Raw genomic sequence first — 20801 nt, forward strand, 5'->3', positions numbered from 1 at the left:
AACGGATGAATGCGATGGATAATATTTTAGAAATCAAAGACCTGGTGGTGCGCTACGAGACGGAGGACGGCCTGGTCAAAGCGGTAAACTCAGTCAATCTGGCGCTGAAGCAGGGCGCTTCCGTGGGACTGGTGGGCGAGACCGGAGCGGGGAAGACCACCCTGGCCAAGTCCGTAATGCGGCTGATCCAGTGGCCGCCGGGGCGGATCATATCCGGCGAGATCCTGTTTGAGGGCAAAGATCTGGTCTCACTCACACAGGAGCAGATGTACAATATCCGCGGCAAAGAGATCTCCATGATCTTTCAGGATCCGATGACCGCGCTGAACCCGGTCATGACCGTGGGAAAACAGATCGCAGAGGTGATCGGCGTACACGAGGCGCATCTGGATGAAGAAGGCACGAAAAAGAAGATGGAAGAAATGCTGCAGATGGTAGGGATCGACCCTCAGCGTGCAGAGGAATACCCTCATCAGTTTTCCGGAGGCATGAAGCAGAGAGTCGTCATCGCCATCGCGCTGGCCTGCAATCCCAAGCTGCTCATCGCCGACGAGCCCACCACGGCGCTGGACGTCACGATCCAGGCTCAGGTGCTGGAGCTCATACGGAATCTGCGGGATAAACTGGGAACATCCCTTCTGCTCATCACCCACGATCTTGGGGTGGTGGCGCAGAACTGCGAATATGTGGCGATCATGTATGCAGGAGAGATCGTGGAATACGGAGAGCTGCGGGATGTGTTCCACCGGGGCGCTCACCCCTACACGAAAGGACTGTTTGACTCCATTCCGAAACTGACGGAAAAGGTGGACCGGCTGAGACCCATCGAGGGTATGATGCCGGATCCGGCCAATCTGCCGGAAGGCTGCAAATTCCATCCACGGTGTCAGTACGCCACGCCGGAGTGCGGACAGGTGCAGCCGCCGGAGGTGGATCTGGGAGGCGGACACATCGTCAGGTGCATGCGCTATAGCGGCGGGAAACCGATTCAGAGTGGAGAGTGATAAAAATGCAGAATGAAAAATTGCTGGAAGTCCGGCATCTGAAAAAATATTTTTCCACGCCGCGGGGTCAGCTCCACGCCGTGGACGATATCAATTTTGTCATCGAAAAAGGCAAGACGCTGGGCGTGGTAGGTGAATCGGGATGCGGAAAATCCACTTTGGGAAGAGCGGTCCTGAGACTGCAGGATCCCACCTCGGGAGAAGTCATATTCCAGGGCGAGGACATTCTGAAATACAAAGCCGCTAAGATGAAACAGCTCAAGAAGGATATGCAGCTGATCTTCCAGGATCCCTTTTCCTCGCTCAATCCCAGAATGACGGTGAGTCAGGCCATCGCTTTTCCGCTGATCATTCAGGGGGTCATCAGTCAGAAGGACAAGGCGGCTCTGGATAAACGGGTCAACGAGCTGATGGATCTGGTGGGACTGGCGCAGAGATTCGTCAATTCCTATCCCCACGAGCTGGACGGCGGCAGGAGGCAGAGGATCGGAATCGCCAGGGCCCTTTCCCTGCAGCCGAAGTTCATCGTCTGCGACGAGCCGGTCTCGGCGCTGGACGTGTCTATTCAGGCGCAGATACTGAATCTGATGCAGGATCTGCAAAAGGAGATGGGGCTGACCTACATGTTCATCACCCACGACCTGTCCGTGGTCAAGCATCTGTCAAACGACATCATGGTCATGTATTTGGGGATGATGGTGGAATACTGCTCGTCAGACGCGCTGTTCGCCAAGCCCCTGCATCCCTATACGAGGGCGCTGCTTTCCGCCATACCGGTGGCGGATCCCGACTGTCATATGGAGCGGGTCATCCTGCGTGGAGAGATCTCTTCTCCCATCGATCCCAAGCCGGGCTGTCGTTTTGCAGGCCGCTGCATCTACGCCACGGAGGCCTGCGTGGGCGAGGAGATTCCGCTGACCGAGTATGAACCGGGCCATTTCGTGGCCTGCGCCCGGATAAACGAGATCCATTCCTGATGCTGAAACCGTATCTCCCGTCGGCGGGGCGCGCGCATTGCGCATTCCACTGCGGAAAAGATCGGGTGCAGATATATAAGTCAAACGATTAAGGAGGAAAGAAAAATGAAAAAGGCATTGGCACTGATTTTGACCCTTTGTCTGCTGTTCACCGTCGGCTGCGGCGGAGGAAGCGACGACCAGTCCGGCGGCAGCGGGGAAGCGAAAGACACGCTGGTGTGGGTGCAGCAGGCTGACGTAACGTCCCTGGATCCCCACGTCGGCAAAGAGACGCCGGCGGTAGCGGTAACCTGTCAGATCTTTGACACGCTTCTCGTCATGGATGAGAACAATCAGCCTTCTCCGCTTCTGGCAGAGAGCTACGAAAATGTAGACGAGCTGACCTGGAGACTTAAACTGCGTCAGGATGTGAAATTCCACGACGGCGAGCCTATGACGGCAGAGGATGTGGTGTTCTCCCTGAACCGCGCCATCCAGTCTCCCTATGTGTCCTATGTTGTGGACGTCATCGACGATGTGACGGCGGAAGACGATTACACCGTATTGATCAAAACGAAGCAGCCGTACGCTCCGCTGCTGTCCAATCTGACCGTGCCTTTCACGGCCATCGTTCCCAAACACGTGGTGGAAGCCGACGAAGAGGCGTTCCGTCTGAATCCGGTGGGTACCGGCGCGTACCGTTTCGGCGAGTGGAAGCAGGGCGAGTATGTGAAGCTGACGGCCAATGAAGATTATTTCCTCGGCGCTCCGAAGACTGCCAACCTGCAGATGAAGGTCGTTCCCGAGGCGTCGCAGCGTCTGATCGCGCTGGAGACAGGCGAAGCGGATCTGGCCTACGTGATCTCTGCCAACGACACGCAGAGGATCAAGGACAGCAGCGAGATCCAGCTGTTCGAGGCTCCCTCTCAGAGCGTTACCTATCTGACCCAGAATATGACCAAGGAATACTTTGCAAATGAGAAAGTACGGCAGGCCATCCGTTACGCAGTTGACACGAAACTGATCGTGGATTCCATGCTGTACGGAAACGGCCAGCCTGCCAATTCGCTGATCCCCATCTCATCCTTCGGCTATTCGGATAAGTCCAAGGTATATGAGCACAACGTGGAGAAGGCGAAGCAGCTGATGGTCGATGCGGGATATCCCGACGGATTCTCCTGCACGCTGTCCGTAACCGACGACCCGGTAAAGATGGAAGTGTGTCAGGTCATCCAGAACCAGCTTAAAGAGATCGGTATCGACGTCAGCATTCAGGTAAGAGAGTACGGCACCTGGATCGATGAACTGGGAACCGGTTCCCACGACCTTTCCTACACCGGATGGGTCTGCGTAACGGCTGACGCGGATTACAACTATTACTCCCTCTATCACTCTTCTCAGGTGGGTTATCCCGGAAACGACGCCTTCCTGAAGAACGAGGACGTGGATCGTCTGGTCATGGCGGGCCGCGAGACGGCGGATCCGGCGGAACGTCAGAAGGATTACGATCAGCTGGAAGAACTGCTGGGAGATATCACGCCGTACACTCCGCTGTACTACAGCAGTGTGAACGTGGGCGCCAGCAACAAGGTCGAGGGCTTTACCGTGGATGTAAACGGTTACCATCGCCTGCGCAACGTGACGGTAGGGCAGTAATGTTATGAGGCTGACAAATTTGACTTGCAGACAGGCGGAAGACTATTTCCGTTCATCTGATATGGTGATGATGGCTGTGGGAAGCGTGGAAAACCACGGCAGCCACAATGTTTTGGGCGTTGATATCCTGATCCCTGAAAAGCTGCTGAACATGATAGAGGAAAAGACGGAGATCCTCATCGCTCCCAGCTGTCCTTACGGGGCCTGCGACGACCTGACCGGCTACGCCGGCACCGTGTCGGTGGGCGAGGATTGCCTGTACGAATTTTTAAAGCGCATCGCGGAAGGACTGTACCGCCACGGCGCGCGAAAGATCCTGTTTCTCAACGGACACGGCGGCAACAGTTCGTCCATCACAAAGGTCTGTCTGGATCTGGACCGGATGGGAGCCGCAGGCGTCATGCTGAACTGGTGGCAGCTTGCCGGAGACCTGAATCCAGACTGGAAGGGCGGGCACGGCGGCGGGGAAGAGACTGCGGCCATGATGGCGGTAGACCCCGGGCTGGTCCACTTTGATGAGATGCGGACCATGGAGCTGGTGGACGACATGGGAGAACGTTTTCCTACCGCAGGTTTTGACAAGGTCCTGTTCCGGAATGTAGGCGTTCCCATTCCACGGGAAGTGAAGAAATACACGACCAACGGCTGGATCGGTCCGGACGATCCCAAGTACGCCACCGAAGAGTGGGGGAAAGAGATGCTGAGCGCTATGGCGGATTTCATCGCCGCGTTTATCGAGGAATTCAGACACGTGAAGATCGGTAAATAAGGCGGCCAAAAGGCTGGGGCCAGCGCCGGAGGAAAGCGGAACAGACAGAGAAAAATAAAAAGGCGAACGCCGAAGATCTTCAGATCTCCGGCGTTCGCCTTTTTGATAACATAGGAAATATCGCCTTTCTTTGGCGATATCGAGCTTACCTTGGGCCAGACGCCGCCGCGCTATAAAAGAGAATTCCCGGTGGCCGCGCGGCTGTCGGTGCGGAGACAGGCGATCAGATAATCCCGCAGGGCGGTAAAGTCGGGATCTGCGGCCGTGGTTTTCAGGCACATCAGATTCAGAGAGATATATTTCTCCGGGAGGATCGGCACGGCGCTGACCTGATAATAGTCGGCGAAGGATTCGGACGCGATGGTGATCCCCTGACCGTTTCGGATCAGATCCATCATCACGTCCAGATTGTCGGCCCGGTAAACGCTGGTAGTGACCACATTGTGCTTGCGGCAGACGGCTTCCATAGCCTTATTATCGGTAGAACCTGTGGGTCCGGAGATAATGGCGCGGCCCTGCAGGTCCCGGAAGCGGACAAAGGGAAGATCGCTCTGCGGGTCGTCATGAGACATCAGTACGCATTGACGTTCCTTGAGCAGTTCCACCACCATATAGTCCGACAGGTTCATCGTCTGGCGGATGGGGGACGGCGGCAGGCGGTCCACGGCGAAGTCCATGGATTTCTGAGAGAGGGCCTCCAGTGCGTTGTAATCCAGATCGGTAGTGATAAAAGTGACCTCTACGGCCGGCTGGGCGTTGAAAAAGGCGCAGACCATGTGAAAAATTCCGGTGGTCAGAGCCCGGGGCCCGACGCCGATCCGCAGCTGACGCCTGCGCGTCTCATCCGGGCGGGTGACATTTCGCTGGAATTTTTCCCATGCGTCCATCACGTCCGCGGCTTCGCGGCAGAATCGCCGTCCTTCCGGCGTGAGAGCCACGCCGTGAGGCGCGCGGATAAACAAAACGTACTGCAGTTCCTGCTCCAGAGCTTTGATCTGTAGAGAAAGAGCAGGCTGGGAGATAAAGAGCTTTTCAGCGGCTTTTGAGAAGCTTTTGTATTTTTCTACTGCCAGGGCGTACTTACACTGAATGATCGTCACCTTCGGATCCTCCCTATTTGTTTTTCTTATACTGTTATTGTATCTACAAATTATCTTTTTTACAAGGCGTTTGATAGAATCAGGTCATAAACTGCGGTCTGCTGCGAATTGCAAGAGGAGGAATTGAAATGATCATCGGCATAACGAAGGAAATCAAGGATCACGAAACAAGAGTGGGGCTTGTCCCGTCGGACGTCAAGGGACTCGTCGAATCGGGACACACGGTCTATGTAGAGACGGGCGCCGGCCAACAGTGCGGATTTCCGGACGAGGACTATGTAGCTGTGGGCGCCAGTATCCTGGGCACCATGAAAGAGGTCTATGACAGTTCAGAGCTGGTAGCCAGCGTGAAAGAGCTGGAGGAACGGCATTATCCGCTGCTCAGGGAAAACCTCATCGTGACTACCTGTCTCCACTCCAATTCCCATCCGGATGAGGTGGACGCTCTGCTGAACAGCAAGGTCATCGGTATTGCCTACGAGGATATCACAGACGTATCCGGAGGATTCCCCACGCTGAAAATGCAGAGTCCCATCGCCGCAAAAGGGGCGTTCATCATGGCGGCGTATTATATGACCAGCGTACAGGGAGGACCTGGGATCATGCTGGCAAAGGTGCCCGGCTGTGCCACGGCCCATGTGACGGTACTGGGAGCTGGCTGGAGCGGCGTGGCCGCGGCGGAAGCGGCGGCCGGTATGGGAAATCAGGTCACCGTCCTTGATATTTCTCCTGACAAGCTCACCGCGGCGAAGGCACTGCTGCCGTCCAGCGTGGAATTCCTGCTGTCTACCAAGAGCAATATAGAAGATTGTCTGGAACGCACGGACCTTCTGATGAACTGCGTTCCCTGGCCCAAGAACCGCAAGGACTATCTTGTGACCCGTCAGATGCTGCGGGAGCATGCGAAAAAAACACTGTTCATCACAGATGTGGCCTGCGACGTGGACGGAGCGCTGGAGACGTGCGTCAGGTCCACCTCTCATTCCGATCCGCTCTTTGTGGAGGAAGGGATCACGCACTACGCCGTGGACAACATACCCGCAGCCTTTGGCCGGACTTCAGGAAGGCTCTTCCCTCAGGCGTATGCCGCTCTCATTCAGGAGATCGCCGATAAGGGCATCGACAGGGCGCTGAGGGAAAATGAACATCTCAGGAGAGGGCTGACCTGCTACAAAGGCATTCTGACGCTGGAGGAGACCGGTCTGAAACAGAACCGGCCCTATCAGACCCCGGAAGAAGCTCTGGGAATGAAATAGACCCTTCCGGCTTAAGGCCGGTGAAGAGACGTAAGAAAAAAAGATCCCCGTGGACTGCACGGGGATCTTTTAATGGGACTGATATAGGTAAACGGAAGACGTAGGTGCAGCGGAGACTATATTGTCTTCGAATCCTCTTTGATCCGACCGATCAGGTCGATGACGCCGTCGATCTCACGGCCCAGTTTTTCCAGATCCGCGCTGTCCACGTTGTGGTTTAGGAACAGCTGCTCGATGCACTCGTTCATACGGTTGATCTGCTCCGCCTCCTTTACAAAGAGCCTGAAATTACTGCTCTGGGCGGCGTTCTGAAATTTTTTCAAGTCTTTTGTGATAAACGATACGATCTCCCGCTCATCTGCGAATTTACCGTGGCTGATGGCATAGGGCCGCATGCGCTGGAGAAAATATTTGTCTCCGGAAGTAATGTTGAACACGTAGGAAACGATCATGCCGTCGCCTACCTCGAAATTGACAATGAACATATCGCTTTTGATCATTTTGATCTCTGACGCGCCCAGCTGCCTGAGACTGACTTCGATCAGATCGCCTGTGATACTGTTGATATTCATGAGAACCTCCTCTCACTCTCAGCGAAAATGCGCGGATAAAAGCGCGCATGATCTGCGGAACAGAGACTATAGAGCATATCTGATCAGCAGAAATATGGTGGAAATAATAACGGATAAGATCATCAGCGGAAAACCGACCTTCAGATAACCGGAAAATGAGATCGGATAACCGTGTTTATTTCCAATGCCGGAGAGGACCACGTTGGCGGAAGCGCCGATCAACGTGCCGTTTCCGCCCAGGCAGGCTCCCAGGGAGATGGCCCACCAGAAAGGCGTTACGTCGATGCCGTCGGCCTGCATGGTGAGGATCAGCGGGATCAGAGTGGCAACAAAGGGGATGTTGTCCAGCACCGAGGACAGCAGCGCGGAGGCCCAGAGGAGCACCATCATAGTGATGATCATGTGTCCGTCCGTGACAGACATGAGAATTTGGGCAAGCTTATTGATGACGCCGGACTCCACCATGCCGCCGACCACGACGAAGAGGCCGGTAAAAAACACGATGGTAGACCACTCCACATCCGCTATGATCTGGTCCGCGTCCTGCCTGCCGATGAGGAGCATAACGGAAGCTCCGGCCAGCGCGATGGCGGAAGAATCCAGGTGGAGCGTACTGTGGAGGACAAAGCCCAGAGCTACCAGGGCGATCATAGCGATGCTTTTTTTCATCAGAGCTGCGTCCCGGATGGTTTTCTTCTCGTCCAGTTCCAGAACTGCCAGCTTCGCGCGCTCCGTCACCACCAGAGACCTGTAGTACAGAAAGCGGAAACAGAGCAGAGTGACCGCCAGAATGATCACCACAGCCAGACCGGTGTTCGTGATAAAGTCAACGAAGCTCAGACCAGCGGCGCTTCCGATCATAATATTCGGGGGGTCTCCGATTAGGGTGGCCGTACCGCCGATGTTGGAAGCGAGGATCTGTGTCACCAGAAAGGGCACCGGATCGACTTCCAGCATACGGGTGATGGCGATGGTCATGGGACCGATCAGCAGGACTGTGGTCACGTTGTCCAGGAAGGCCGACAGGACCGCGGTGATCAGGACGAACAACACCATGATGCGCCAGGGATCTCCCTTGGCCAGCTTCGCCGAGCGTATGGCTATGTATTCAAAGACGCCGGACTGACGGACCACCGCCACAAAGAGCATCATGCCGATCAGAACGCCGATGGTGTTGAAGTCGATGTAGGAGACGCTTGTCTCCACGGAGAGAACCTGTGTCAGAAGCAGAACGACAGCTCCCGCTACGGCCGCCACAGAGCGGTGGACCTTCTCCGTCATAATACTTACGATAACGATCAGAAAAACTGCGATAGAAATAAGCTGATGAATCATTGCTGTTTACTCCTCTTGCTTTGTATTCAATATAGAGACATTTTACGCTTTTTTGTGCCGAATGCAAGAGAAGAAAGGGCTGTGAAAAATAGTCGAAAAAGAGCAATAATTACCCGGATAAAACCGTCCTGGCAGGGCGAATATTTTCGGACAATTCTCAGTAATGCGGCATCGTTTCGCATTCAAAAATAAAGATAAAGATTGAAAATTGAAGACGCCACAGTTCCAGTATAAGACAAAACTGAAAACCTGTAAAGATGCGATCAGCGACCTGGCGTCAGTCTCCGGCTGCAGCGCTTATTTGGGGGATGATAAAATTTATATTTACACATATGTAAAAAACAGGTTGACACAGCGTTGCGATAAATGTATTATTATGTAAAACATAGGCATATATACTAATTCAATAAGCAAGATCATAATTGGAAAGGAAGAAAATATTATGGCAGGTCATCACAAGCGCCTACTGCCCTTAACCAGCGATCTGGTCTTTCACGCAGTATTCGGCAGGGACACAAAAGAATCCAGAGACGCTCTCATCGCACTGCTCAACGTGATCCTGGGGAGAGTAGAAGATCCGATCGTGGATATCATTTATTTAAATCCCATCAGCTATCCGGCGGATATAGGGGGAAAAACACCTAATATGGATATTAAGGTCATGACTGACGGCGGAGAGCTGATCGACATTGAAATCCAGGTAGTGGTCAAAGACATCTATCGTGACCGAACAGTATATTATGGGTCCCGGATGATCTCCGACGACTTGGAAAAAGGGCAGGATTATGATAAAATAAAAAAAACGATCGTAATCAGTATATTGGATGAGGAGCTGTTTCCTGAGACGGAGAAATGCCATACGGAGTTCCGCTATATTGAGAGAGAAGAAGGATTTGAACTGACAGATATCATCAGTCTTCATTTTCTGGAGCTCTCAAAAATCGATACGGGAAAGCCGGCAGCCGAGATGACGGAAGCGGAACGGCTGGGGGCTTACATTAAATATGCGGCGGAGGATGGCAAAGAAGCGTACATTCAGGAGCTCCTTGCACAGGGAGAAGGTGCGATTCGGATGACAGATACCATACTGAAAAAGGTCAGCGAAGAAGACATTTTGAGGGAACGTTATCAGGCGGAGAAGAAACGCGAGTACGATATCAATACGATGAAGTCGCTGCTGGCACGCAGGAGCGCGGAGGCCATGGAGAAAGGTCTGGAAGAGGGCCGAAAGGAAGGTCAAAAGGAAGGCCGAGAGGCAGGTCGAAGGGAGAGTTATCGCCAATTGGCTGTAAAGCTGATGGCGAAAGGAATGACGGAGGAAGAGATTGCGGGACTTTTTGAAATCACCGCGGACCAGGTAAGACAGCTGACAGAGGATCAAAAAGAACTGAAATGACGCGTTCTGCCGGCGAAAGAGACGATCCATAATGACATGGATCGTACGGTGTGAGAAAGGAAGCCCTCGGGCTTCCTTTTATGTTTGTGCGTCATGGGCGCGCTCAAACGGGTATAGGTCCCGAACACGCCCAAGCAGTGGGAAGTGTATAGCCGAACAGCGAGGATAGAGGCCGGAAGTAAAAGAGAGATTTCCTCCTGCCCGGTTGAAAGCCGATCCTGTAATAATCCAATTAAAACTAATTAATTTGAATTATTTTTTTCGTCCGTATATAATTGTACTGAGAAATTACTGGAGGCTGGACGCAGACGGCGGGACGGGGATCCAGATCCGCCGTGGGCCGGCTGTGCCGCAGGGAAAGAAAGAGGGACGGGATTCATGAAGACGGTGGCGATCATTTACCGGAACAGAGATAACGCAGAGGCCATTGAACATCTGAGACAAAACGTGATCCGCGTGTTTGGCTCTTACATTCAGGTGGAGAACTATTTTCTGAATGAGATCCCGGCGGACGAAATGCTGGAAGCGGATGCTTTTGTGGTCGTAAACGAGGATATGCTGTATCCGCTGAAAAAGCATATCAATAACTTCTACAAAGTAATTTTGATGAATCGCAGCATTAACCGCAAATATATCACGGAGATCCTGGATCTGCCCAGGGACACGGATGTGCTGGTGGTCAACGACTCCTATGAGAGCACCATTCAGACCACCTACGCGTTTTATGAGCTGGGGATCAGTCATGTAAATTTTATACCCTACGATGAAGCTCTGGAAGACACCGGGGTCTACAGGCATATTGAGGTTGCGGTGACGCCGGACGAGGAAGAGCTGGTCCCGCCTTATGTGAGACGAATTGTAAACATTGGCTACCGGGAGATCAGCTTCGACACATTGCTGAAGCTGATGCGCAAACTGGATCTGAATTTGGAGGTGGTCAACCGGAATCTGATCCGCCACATCCACTCCGTGGTGGAGCCCAATACGGATTTTCACTCCAATTATCTGGACAGCTACCTCAAGAGCCAGATGCTGAACCGGGTGATCCACGATTCTCCCTCTGCGATCCTGGTCACCAATGACGAATATCAGCTGGTGTATTCCAACGACCGGGCAAACACCATCTTCAGCATCACCGACGGGGCCTACAGGGATCTGGAGACGTTTATGGATACCGCGTCCATGGCTGCGGTATTTGGCGGCGAGGAAGGGGAACGGCTGCTGGGTATAAACGGAGAGAACTATCTCTTTGAAAAATCTCCGATCATGCTTATGGATCAGATCGTGGGCTATTGTCTCACCTTTCAAAATGAGAAGGATCTGCGTGATCTGGAGATCAATCTGGGCAGCCACCTGCGAAAGAAGGGCATGTTTGCGAAATATCAGTTCAAGGACATTATTCATCAGTCCTTTGCCATGAAGCAGTGTCTGGCCACGGCCAAGAAAGCGGCGGTGACGGATTATACCATTCTGATCAGGGGAGAGAGCGGAACCGGAAAGGAACTTCTGGCCCAGTCTATCCACAATTATTCAAAGCGAAAAAATGCGCCTTTTATCGCTGTAAACTGCGCCGCTCTGCCGGAAGCCCTTCTGGAAAGCGAGCTCTTCGGGTACGAGGGGGGATCTTTCACCGGCGCCAGAAAAAGCGGTAAGCTGGGGCTGTTTGAGCAGGCGCAGACGGGCACGATCTTTTTGGACGAGGTGGGGGATATTTCTCCCAATCTGCAGTCCCGCCTTCTGCGGACCATACAGGAAAAGCAGGTCATGCGTATCGGCAGCGACAAAATCATCAATGTAGATATCCGGGTCATCGCCGCCACCAACAAGGACCTTGAGGAGGAGGTGCGCAGAGGAAATTTCCGCAGCGATCTCTTCTACAGGCTCAATGTGATCCCTGTTTTCATAGAACCGCTGCGAAACCGGAGGGAAGACATCCTGCCGCTTCTGCAGAATTTCCTGGGCAATCTGTATGGGGAGGTGACGTCGGAGGAGAAAGAGATCCTTCTGTCATACGGCTGGCCGGGAAACGTCCGTGAGCTGGAAAGCACGGCCATCTATTATAAAACGCTGGCCCGTTTTCCGGAGCATCTGAGAGATAATCCAGGAGGAAACGGCGGTGCGGAGCGGACAGCCGCCAGGGTCTCCACTTCAGCGGGAGATTTCGTGGCGCGGGATCGCGGCGCGGATGAATATGGGAGCGAAGATGCCGGAGAATGGCGGGAAGGGGCGTTTCATGCCGCGGGCGTTGAGAGGGCCCGCGCCGGCGCGGAAGTTCCGTTTACAGGACGTGAGGCGGAGGGCGTGCCGGCTGAGGGATCGGCTGGCTTCGAAACGCAGGAAGAGCCGGGATCCGCAGGATCTTGGGCGCGGGGAGAGCTGGCCGGGGGCGCGGCGGAGGCCGGACGGCGGCATAACGGGACTGACAGCCGACCCGGAAACGGCGGGAACGGCGGGATCGATACGGCTGCGGCCGGCGGAGCCGATCGGGTCTGCGACCGGGCGTTTCTGCGCGACCGGATCCTGCAGATCGTTGCGGATCATTCACAGGCATACCACGGCATCGGCAGGTCGTCGCTGGCCGTGCTGCTGAAAAAAGAGCAGATCGCCGTGGGGGATGGCAAGCTGAGGGATGTGCTGAAGGAATTGGAGGAAGAACGGCTGATCGAGATCAGCCGAGGACGAAGCGGATCGCGCATTTTACCGGAAGGTGTGGAATATTTAAGGAGACGGTGTCAGACGACGTTGTGAAAAGGATTTAATAGGTTTTAATAAATATTAATAGGAATATATTTGGAATAAAAAGGCTGCATGTGGAAAAATGCGGCCTGTTTCATATACAAAAAAAGTAATTATTAATGAAAAATGTATGGCATGAAATTTGCGTTTTACTAATATCAAGTACAGCAAGTGGCGGAGGATATCGGAGATGAGGAAATTGATTGAACAGAATGTCGATCTGATTCGAAGAGAGATGGCTTATTGGAGCGTTCCCGGATTGGCGCTGGCTGTGGTCAGGGATGGGAAAGAACCGGAGACGGCTGCTTTTGGCTGGCGGGATCAGGAAGCGGCGCTGAAGGCGGAGACAGACACACTGTTCGGCGTTGCGTCCTGCTCAAAGTCGATGACGGCGGCTATGATCGCGGTGCTCTGCGGCCAGGGAGTGCTCGACCTGGACGTTCCGGTCCGACGCTATGCAGAGGAATTGAAATTTTATGACGAGGAAGCGACGCGCAGCGCCACGCTGCGGGATATGCTCTGTCACCGCACGGGACTGGGAGGCCACGACGGCGTGTGGCCCGATTCCATCTCCAGGCGGGAGCTGGCGGAAAGACTCCGGTATCTGCGGCCCAGTGCGCCCTTTCGAAGCCGTTTTCAGTACAGCAATCTCGTTTACGCCATGGCGGGTTACGTGGCGGAACGGGCCGCGGGAAGCAGCTGGGAGACGCTGATGCGGGAACTGATATTTGAACCATTACATATGGATAGAACGCGCTGCACGGCTGAGGAACTCCGGACGGATCCAAATCACGCCGGCCCCTATCAGATGATAGACGGTGCTCTTCGCAGACTTCCTGTGTGGAACGTGGATCTGGCGGGACCTGCGGCTTCGGTCAGTTCCACGGCGGAGGATATGGGCCGGTGGCTGCAGTTCCAGCTGGAAGGCGGCAGGACGCCGGAGGGCAGGCAGCTGATATCGGAAGAATTGTTCGCCGAACTGCATCGCGGTCAGATCGACTATCCTGATTCTTCGGGGATGGGAGAAGGCTTTTTCCCCTGTGACCGCTACGGTCTGGGCTGGGCTTCCGGCCGGTATCGGGAGAGAAGATTTCAGAAACACACGGGAAAGATCGACGGCTACAGTTCCATTCAGGCGTATCTGCCCGATGAAAAAATCGGAGTGGCGGTCCTGATGAATCTGCATTCGCCTGCCGTCCCGATTTTTTATACATTAGTTTACACTATTCTGGATCAGGCTCTGGGACTTCCGGATGTGGGCTGGGCTCAGAGGTTCCACACGGCGGAGCCTCCGGCGCCGGATCTGTACCGCGACTGTGAGCTGGACCTGACGGGAGAGATAGAAAAGATCGTCTGGGAAGCGGAGGCGGCGCAAAGGACCGGCTGGGAGGACTACGGCGGCGTCTATGAAAATCCGGGCTACGGCCGGCTGACCGTTCGCTGCAGCCGGAAAGGCCGTGAGGACGGCGGCGATAAGGACGGCGGAGGTAAAAGCCGACTGTTCATCGATTTTCGTGACATGAAGGATCTGCCCGCCGTATGGCTGGGGGAGGATCGGTTCCGTGTGGACGGCGTAAAGGAAGATATCTATACGATGAAGATCCCTCTGACGTTTTTCCGGGCAGACCGGGCAGAGCGGGAGGGCCGGGATAAGGCCGTGAGAGGCCTGCGGTTCCGTCTGGAGCCGATGGTGGAAGAGATAGAGTTTATAAAATGCGGAGAGCGTAAGTGAGGAGGAAAACAGATGGGCTTGCCGGGTAATTGTGGGATTGAACTGTATACAAAGTGGCCCAAGGGTCCGAACAACCTGATAACGGACGTGGACGGCGTGAAGGTGGGAAATGTGACGCTGCAGGACGGAGAGATCAACACAGGGGTGACCGCTGTCCTCCCTCACGGTGGAAATCTGTTTCAGGATAAAGTGATGGGGGCGGTATCCGTTATCAACGGTTTTGGAAAGAGCGTCGGCCTGGTACAGGTGGAGGAGATGGGAACCATAGAGACTCCCATCGTCATGACCAATACGCTGTCTGTGGGCACGGCGACCACCGCGCTGGTACGGTATATGCTGGAACAGAACGAGGATATCGGAGTGGCAACAGGAACGGTTAACTGTCTCGTGACGGAATGCAATGACGGAAGACTCAACGATATCCGGGGTCTGCACGTGACGGAGGAAATGGTCCGAAGGGCCATCGACAGCGCCGGCAGGGACTTCGAGGAAGGGGCCGTGGGCTCCGGAACGGGGATGTGCTGTCTGGGCGTAAAGGGCGGGATCGGTTCCGCCTCCCGACTGGTCGAGGTGGACGGAAAAAATTATGTGATCGGCTCGCTGGTCATGTCCAATTTCGGCTCAGGACGGAATCTGGTGCTGGGCGGAAAGCATGTGGGCGGATCTCTTACAAAGTTAAAAGCATGCAAGGATCAGGGTTCGATCATCATCGTCATCGCGACGGATATCCCGCTGAATGAGAGACAGCTGAAACGGGTGGCCAAACGGGCAACCATCGCTCTGGGCAGGACCGGCTCCTACCTGGGAAACGGCAGCGGGGACATCGCCATCGCTTTTACCACGGCCAACCGCATTCCGCACTACAGCAGCCGGAACATACTGGACGTTAAAATGTTCTACGATGAAAACATCGATCCCGTGTTTGAGGCCGCGGTGGAGGCGGTGGAGGAGGCCATCGTCAGCTCTCTGTATCACGCAAAGACCACCAGGGGCGTGAGGGACACCGTGATCCGCTCGTTAAGTGAATATATGGAGAAAGGATTGATGGACGGATGTACGATCTGATCATTAAAAACGTCCGCATTATCGACGGCACAGGCGCCCCCTGGTTTCGGGGCGGCGTGGCGGTGCGGGACGGGAAGATCTGCAAAATAGGGATGCTGGCAGACTGTGAGGCGGAGCGCGTGGTAGACGGGTCGGATCGGTACCTGAGTCCCGGATTTATCGATATCCATTCTCACAGCGACAGCACGCTGCCCCTCTATCCCCAGGCAGAGAGCAGGATCCTGCAGGGGATCACCACGGAGATCGGCGGCGACTGCGGCATATCCGTGGCGCCTGTAGATCCGGAGCGAAAGGAGCAGCTGAAGGACTACGCGGGGGATCTGGAGTACGGCTGGACGTCCATCGGCCAATATCTGGAGATGTTGGAGCAGATGGGGGTAAGCACGAATTTCGGAACAGCCGCAGGCCATGGAACGATCCGTCTGGCGGTCATGGGCTATGAAGACCGAAAGGCAGATCCCAGGGAAATGAGTCTGATGAAGGCGCATCTGCGGCAGGCCATGGAGGACGGAGCGTTCTGTATGTCCAGCGGACTGATCTACCCGCCGGGGTGCTATGCTGATAAAGAGGAGCTGGCGGAACTGGCCCGTGAACTGCGGCCTTACGGAGCTTTTTATGAGACGCATATGAGAGATGAAGCCACCCGCAACGTGGAGTCGGTGCGGGAGGCCATGGAGGTCTGCTGGGCGGCGGGAGTTCCGCTGCAGATCGCTCATCATAAGGTGACGCGAAGATCTCACTGGAATGTGAGCTGCAGGGCGACCATCGCGATGATCGAGAAGGCCAGACAGGAAGGGCTGGACGTTACGGCGGACCAGTATCCGTACAACGCCTCATCCACTACTCTGGACAGCAACGTGCCGGCCTGGGGATTTGCAGGAGGAATGGAAGCGCTTCTGAAACGTCTGCGGGATCCGGCGACTCGTGAGAAGCTGAAGGAGGAGAGCAACGCCAGTCACGTGGGCAGATGGGGCGACATTATCGTCTCCTATGCGGAGAGCGAAAAGAATGCCTGGACTGTGGGGAAATCTATCACAGAAATAGCGGAAATCCGCGGGGTGGATCCCGCCGACGCCTGTTTCGATCTGATCATAGAAGAAAAGGGACGTGTGAATGAAGTAAATTACGGTATGTGCGAGGAGGACATCGAGTTCATTATGTCCCAGCGCTTTACCATGATCGGTTCCGACGGCAACGCGGCGTCTCTGGATTATCCGGGGCTGCCCCATCCCAGATGGTACGGCGCTTTCCCCAGGGTGATCGCCCATTACTGCCGGGAGAGAAAGCTGTTTCCCCTGGAGACCGCCATATACAAGATGACGGGGCTTCCGGCCGCCCGCCTGGGACTGCAGGGACGAGGGCTGATCCGGGAAGGAATGGCGGCGGATCTGGTGCTGTTCGACTTTGACACCATCCGTGATACGCCCTCCTACAGTGATCCAAAGCGCGCCTGCCAGGGTATCGTTCAGGTCTATGTAAACGGCGTGCTGACGGCCGAAAACGGCGTTCACACAGGGGCGAGGGCGGGAGCGATCCTGCGCCGGGGCCGCAGCTGAGGCCTGGGAAAGGACGATCCACCGGCGCGGTATATCACCGTTTTACCACAGGTTTAAAATGGTATCCATCAGGGCCATTTTTCATAAACGATTAAAAGGAGGAGGTACAACATGAAGAAATTTTTAGCACTTCTCACAGTCTGTGCACTGATCCTGGGATCACTGGCAGGCTGCGGCGGCGATTCAGGCACCCCGGATCAGGGCGGCGCGGGCGACACCGGCGGCGTGGCCGCGAACTCGGATATCACCATCCTGGACTATGCTGAGATGAGCAGTCTGTATCCGCTGGATATGGGTACGGTTTCCGACGCTCAGCCCATGTTCTGGATCTATGATCCGCTGCTCAGGCTGGATCCGAATCAGGAATACGTCTGGATGCTGGCCACCGGCTGCGACACCAACGACGAAGGTACGGAGTACACATTCCACCTCAGAGAAGGGATCTCCTTCTCCGACGGGACCCCGTGGAACGCTGAGGCGGCCAAGGCCAATCTGGATATCATGGCGGATCAGTCCCACGGTTACAAGAGTCAGTTCATGTATGCGAACATCGACCGGACCGAGATAGTAGACGAGTACACAGTCAAGGTATATCTGAAGGAAGTTTACGCTCCTTTCCTCAATGCGCTGGCCATCGAGCCGGCCGGAATGGTCAGCCCCAAGCTGCTGGAAGCGGGCGACGAGGCGCTGAACACTACGCCCATAGGCACCGGCCAGTACACGATGAAGGAGAGAAGAGTAGGGGAATACTGTCTCTATGAATTGAACAGAGACTGGTGGGGCTACGACGCCGACATCTGCGGCGGCACGCCGTTGGTGGACGCGGACTGCGGATTCAACACCATCACGCTCCGTCCCGTCAGCGAGGAAGCCACCCGAGTGGCCATGCTGATGTCCGGAGAGGCCAACATCATCAACTCCCTGACCCACACCAACAAGGCCACGGTGGAAGCCGCCGGCAAGGAGACCCTGCAGAAGGTCGGGACCTCCATGGCGTACTTCTATCTGAACTGTCAGAAGGATGTGTTCAAGGACGTCCGCGTCCGGCAGGCGATCTCCATGGCCATCGACATTGACGCGCTGAACGACGTAGTATACGGCGGAGAGTATGAGAAAGCCAGTTCCTTCCTGACAGGATCCATCAATTTCTATCAGCCCCAGACGCCTTACGAGTACAATATCGAGAAGGCAAAGCAGCTGCTGACGGACGCCGGCTACGGCGACGGACTGACGCTGGTCTGCTGGGAAGAGAACGACACCACGGATATTCAGCGGGGCGAATTCATTCAGCAGCAGCTGGAGAAGGTCGGCATCACGCTGAAGATCTACCCGCAGGAGGGCGGATTCCTCACCGATAACGTGAACGCCTACAGCGGAGATCCCAAGGATACTGCGTTCGACTGCTACATCAGAGGATACGGCGCGGACACGGCGGACCCGGACGAGGCGGTGGGAAGATTTGCTTCCAAGGCGCTGCCGCCGATGGGAGGCAACTATTCCTTCTACAAGAATCCGGAATTTGACAAGGCAATTGAAGCCGGAGCCCGTTCCATCGATTCGGACGTACGGGCAGAAGCCTACGCCACCGCTCAGAAGATCATCTGGGACGACGTTCCCGCAGTGGCGCTGCTGTCCACCTGCTACAGCGCGGCGTACGATTCCCATATCGACGGACTGCAGTTCGGTCCGGCGGGATGCTTCAATCTGATGAAGGCAAAATATGTCGAGTAGCGATTTGGATCAGACATTTTAAGAGGGCTTTCGGGCCGGACATATTTTGACAGGGAAAGCGGGGGCGGGTCCGCCCGTCTCCGCCTTTTCCCATAAATGAGGTAACAATATGCTTCGATACATATTAAAACGTACGGGAGGCATCCTGATCACGCTGTTTCTGGTCTCGATCTTTATCTTTCTGTTCATCCGCATGATACCGGGCGATCCGGCCAGACTGATGCTGGGGGAGAAAGCTACGCCGGAGGCGATCCAGGCGATCACGCAGCAGTACGGGTTGGATAAGCCGCTGGTAACGCAGTACGTCATATGGATGAAGGGAGTTCTCGTGGGCGACTTTGGCACTTCCCTGAGAACAAAAATGCCGGTGCTGTATGAGATCGGGCTTCGCTACGGAAACACCATGAAGCTGGCCTGCCTGGCTATTCTGTGGAGCGTAGTGGCCGGACTGATCATCGGGATCTGGTCGGGCACCCACGCCTCCAAATGGCAGGATTACACCGGGATAACCGTGTCCGTGCTGGGACAGGCGGTTCCGGAATTCTGGATCGGACTTATGCTTATTTTAGTATTCTGCGTAAAGCTGAAATGGTTCCCCATCGTCCCCACGGGCACGCTGAGGGGATTGATACTGCCCGCCTTTACCCTGGGCGCGTACATGATGTCCACGGTGGCGCGGTTTACCAGATCCTCCATCATCGAGGCGCTGAAGGAGGACTATACCAGGACGGCGCGGGCTAAGGGCCTGCGCGAGCGAACGGTCATTTACAAACACGTGTTAAAGAATTCGATGATACCCGTTATCACAATCGTAGGCATGCAGTTCGGCGTCATGCTGGGCGGCGCCGTGCTGGTTGAATCTGTGTTCGGCTATTCCGGTCTGGGACTTCTGCTGATCGAGTCCATCAATTACCGTGACTATACAATGCTTCAGACGCTGGTACTCATTTTTTCCCTGCACTTTGTAGTGATAAACCTCCTGGTTGACGTGCTTTACGCGGTGGTCAACCCGGAAATCAGACTGGATTAGGAGGGGTACCATGTTCAAAAAGAAAAAAGAGATAATCGTCACGGAAGAGATGGATATGAACACCCGGTTCAGCGATTTCCTCCGGAATTTTAAAAAGCAGAAAACGGCTGTGGCCGCGGCTTTCGTGCTGCTGGTGCTGGTAGTGATCGCCGTCGTCTGCTATAAAGTGGCTCCCTTTGGCATCAACGAATACAATTATGCGGAGCTTTTGCAGGGCCCCAGTATGAAACACTGGTTCGGCACGGATGAATTTGGGAGAGATATATTCAGCAGAGTTCTCTGCGGCACAAGGATCTCCCTCTCCATCGGATTCTTCACCGTGACGGTGGCCAGCATCATCGGTTCCGTCATCGGGCTGTTCGCCGGATATTACGGCGGGATCCTGGACGGTATTATGATGCGTGTGGCGGATGTGCTTTACGCTTTCCCCGGCCTGATCCTTGCCATCGCCATTGTGGCGATCCTGGGACCGGGGCTGACAAACGTAGTGATCGCCGTCATCATCTTCTGCATTCCAACTTACGCGCGGCTGGTGCGGGGCACGACAATGCAGCTGAAAAACAGCGTGTACGTCCGAGCCGCCAAGTGCATCGGGGCTTCGGATATGCGCATCCTGTTCAAGCATATTCTGCCGGGTGCGATCCCCAGCATCATCGTACAGTATTCGCTGTCCATCAGCGGTTCGATCATGACCACGGCCAGCCTGAGTTTCCTGGGCATGGGGGCCATGGCGCCCACGCCGGAGTGGGGACTGATGCTGTCTAATTCCAGGACGTATTTCTACACCTGCTGGCATTATGCCTTTTTCCCAGGGATGGCTATCGTGATAACCGTTTTGTGTTTCAACCTGCTGGGAGACGGACTGCGCATGGCCCTGGACCCCAAACTGAATGACAGAGCGTGAGGC

At 54.9% G+C, this 20801-nt stretch carries 16 protein-coding genes; 13 read left to right on the top strand and 3 right to left on the bottom strand.

The genetic code is table 11. The features are described from left to right. The first annotated feature begins 14 nt into the window (after positions 1–14). The 4 genes from E0E37_RS06995 (at position 15) to E0E37_RS07010 (ending at position 4385) form a co-directional block, all read left to right on the top strand. Entirely contained in the window at positions 15–1004 is a 990-nt protein-coding gene (locus E0E37_RS06995) for an ABC transporter ATP-binding protein (protein WP_330548555.1), read from the top strand. A gap of 5 nt (positions 1005–1009) precedes the next feature. Further along, positions 1010–1981, top strand: a complete 972-nt coding sequence (locus E0E37_RS07000) for an ABC transporter ATP-binding protein (RefSeq protein WP_130862330.1) — start codon at positions 1010–1012, stop codon at positions 1979–1981. Positions 1982–2086: 105 nt separating this feature from the next. After that, positions 2087–3616, top strand: a complete 1530-nt coding sequence (locus E0E37_RS07005) for an ABC transporter substrate-binding protein (RefSeq protein WP_130862331.1) — start codon at positions 2087–2089, stop codon at positions 3614–3616. 19 nt (positions 3617–3635) lie between these two features. Beyond that, a complete protein-coding gene (locus E0E37_RS07010) occupies positions 3636–4385 on the top strand; it encodes a creatininase family protein (protein WP_246019656.1) in 750 nt (249 codons plus the stop codon). A 170-nt stretch (positions 4386–4555) separates the two neighbouring features. Here the strand turns inward: E0E37_RS07010 and E0E37_RS07015 are convergent, their stop codons facing one another. Further along, complete coding sequence (locus E0E37_RS07015) at positions 4556–5485, bottom strand: LysR family transcriptional regulator (protein WP_130862333.1); 930 nt, start codon at positions 5483–5485, stop codon at positions 4556–4558. Positions 5486–5613: 128 nt separating this feature from the next. Between E0E37_RS07015 and E0E37_RS07020 the strand changes: the two genes are divergently transcribed. Continuing rightward, positions 5614–6741 (top strand): alanine dehydrogenase, encoded by a 1128-nt coding sequence (locus E0E37_RS07020; RefSeq protein ID WP_130862334.1) that lies wholly within the window; start codon positions 5614–5616, stop codon positions 6739–6741. 116 nt (positions 6742–6857) lie between these two features. Here the strand turns inward: E0E37_RS07020 and E0E37_RS07025 are convergent, their stop codons facing one another. Beyond that, positions 6858–7313 (bottom strand): hypothetical protein, encoded by a 456-nt coding sequence (locus E0E37_RS07025; protein WP_130862335.1) that lies wholly within the window; start codon positions 7311–7313, stop codon positions 6858–6860. A 66-nt stretch (positions 7314–7379) separates the two neighbouring features. Beyond that, on the bottom strand, positions 7380–8648 hold the full coding sequence (locus E0E37_RS07030; protein WP_130862336.1) for an ArsB/NhaD family transporter: 1269 nt from the start codon (positions 8646–8648) through the stop codon (positions 7380–7382). 442 nt (positions 8649–9090) lie between these two features. Between E0E37_RS07030 and E0E37_RS07035 the strand changes: the two genes are divergently transcribed. From E0E37_RS07035 to E0E37_RS07070, 8 genes are all read left to right on the top strand, one after another. Next, positions 9091–10044, top strand: coding sequence for an Rpn family recombination-promoting nuclease/putative transposase (locus E0E37_RS07035; RefSeq protein WP_130862337.1), 954 nt, complete (start codon positions 9091–9093; stop codon positions 10042–10044). A gap of 378 nt (positions 10045–10422) precedes the next feature. After that, entirely contained in the window at positions 10423–12792 is a 2370-nt protein-coding gene (locus E0E37_RS07040) for a sigma-54 interaction domain-containing protein (protein ID WP_130862338.1), read from the top strand. Between the two features lie 178 nt (positions 12793–12970). Continuing rightward, positions 12971–14512, top strand: a complete 1542-nt coding sequence (locus E0E37_RS07045; RefSeq protein WP_130862339.1) for a serine hydrolase domain-containing protein — start codon at positions 12971–12973, stop codon at positions 14510–14512. 12 nt (positions 14513–14524) lie between these two features. Continuing rightward, positions 14525–15577, top strand: a complete 1053-nt coding sequence (locus E0E37_RS07050; RefSeq protein ID WP_130862340.1) for a DmpA family aminopeptidase — start codon at positions 14525–14527, stop codon at positions 15575–15577. Continuing rightward, positions 15565–17133: an N-acyl-D-amino-acid deacylase family protein gene (locus E0E37_RS07055; protein ID WP_130862341.1), complete on the top strand. Its 1569-nt coding sequence runs from the start codon at positions 15565–15567 to the stop codon at positions 17131–17133. Before E0E37_RS07050 ends, E0E37_RS07055 begins: the two co-directional genes overlap by 13 nt. A 111-nt stretch (positions 17134–17244) precedes the next feature. After that, a complete protein-coding gene (locus E0E37_RS07060) occupies positions 17245–18864 on the top strand; it encodes an ABC transporter substrate-binding protein (RefSeq protein ID WP_130862342.1) in 1620 nt (539 codons plus the stop codon). A gap of 109 nt (positions 18865–18973) precedes the next feature. Further along, complete coding sequence (locus tag E0E37_RS07065; RefSeq protein WP_130862343.1) at positions 18974–19894, top strand: ABC transporter permease; 921 nt, start codon at positions 18974–18976, stop codon at positions 19892–19894. A 10-nt stretch (positions 19895–19904) separates the two neighbouring features. Further along, complete coding sequence (locus E0E37_RS07070) at positions 19905–20798, top strand: ABC transporter permease (RefSeq protein ID WP_130862344.1); 894 nt, start codon at positions 19905–19907, stop codon at positions 20796–20798. Positions 20799–20801: the final 3 nt, after the last annotated feature.

It is taken from the genome of Bacilliculturomica massiliensis, assembly GCF_900605495.1.
In the GTDB taxonomy this organism is placed as follows: Bacteria; Bacillota; Clostridia; order Peptostreptococcales; family Anaerovoracaceae; genus Bacilliculturomica; species Bacilliculturomica massiliensis.